Genomic DNA, 1298 nt, shown 5'->3' with positions numbered 1-1298 from the left:
AACCAGGAGAGGCGCTCCTCTCCCGGCTGCACCGCGATCCACAGGCTGCGGGCCGCAAGCTGACCCTGCACCGAATTCGCATCCCACCCGATCACCGCTGAGGCCGACTCCCCCGGCTGGAGCGTGAGGGGCGACGCACCGGGATCCTCAGCCATGAACGAGCGGCCGTGCTCGACGACCACGTCGAGCAGGTGCCCGTTCTGGTCTCCATAGGCGACATCCGGGTATCCGTCGACAACGCACGGCTGCTCCGAGACGTTCACCAACGACAGCGACTGCCCCCGATGTCCGGTGGCGCCGTCAGGAGCCGGCGCGAGGATCGTCGTGTTCGCCGACGTGCACGCGCCATCGTCCGGAGGGTCGTCTGAGGGGGCTGCGGTCGGTACGGGCTCACCCGATGCCGATGGATCCGGGGCGGCCGCTCCGTCGGGATCGACCTGCTGCTGTGCGGCCGCTTGCTCCTCACGGAGTTGCTCCTGTGTCGCGTTGTCACCGCCCGCGGCCACGAACGGGAGGACGATCAGCGCGACCAGCGCGACCAGCGTCGTCCATGCGCGCGCGCCGAGGCGTCCGGACGATGACGAGGAATCCGGCGATGACGATGAATACGGCGACGAATCAGGAGCAGGATCCGAAGCGCGCTCCCGTCTCGGCAGTGCGAACACGAGAGCGGGGATCCACCCCACCCAGACCGCCCACAACGTCGTCAGAGGGGCCGCCCCCATGGTGCCGACCGCGCCACGGATCCCGAAGGCACCGGCCCAGGTGACGAAGTTGCCGAGATCCAGGGCGGCACCGATGGCGAAGGCGACGAGGACCGCTGCGAGCCACCCTGCCGCGAACACGGCGCGACCCGTGGAGAGCGTGGTCGACAGCACCGCGAACCCGGCGACCAGCACGACCGCCATCAGCACCTGCACGGCGGCCGCCCACAGCACCGGACTTCCGAAGACGCCCCGGCTCATGGGGGTCGGAATGAGCTGCGACAGAGTCGCCATGCTTCCCCCGACCGAGTACAGGAGGTAGGGCAGCCAGCCGCAGACGAGCCACAGGACGGCGAGCACCCCGCCGCCGATCAGTCCACGCCGCATCGCACTCCCCCCGGATCGCTCCGCGCACTCGCGGATTCCTCGACCCTATCGCCACGATCGCGCCCGCTCGACGCACGACGGATCCCCGCGAAGGGAGTACGCGAAGGCGGGATGCCGGAGACCACTCAGCCATGGGTTCGTCTCCGACGTCCCGCCTTCGCGGGTCATGAGGCCCTGGGGGCCATGGAGCGCCGGCTCCCCCGAACC

The 1298-nt window shown here is 70.0% G+C and carries 1 protein-coding gene; it reads right to left on the bottom strand.

The window, feature by feature from the left end:
* On the bottom strand, positions 1 to 1091 hold a 1091-nt coding region (locus tag J7E68_RS11575; RefSeq protein ID WP_215172734.1), incomplete at its 3' end, for a DUF4232 domain-containing protein.
* Positions 1092 to 1298 lie beyond the last annotated feature (207 nt).

Source organism: Microbacterium sp. ISL-103, from assembly GCF_018613995.1.
Classification (GTDB): domain Bacteria; phylum Actinomycetota; class Actinomycetes; order Actinomycetales; family Microbacteriaceae; genus Microbacterium.
This window is presented reverse-complemented; position numbering and strand designations above follow the sequence as displayed.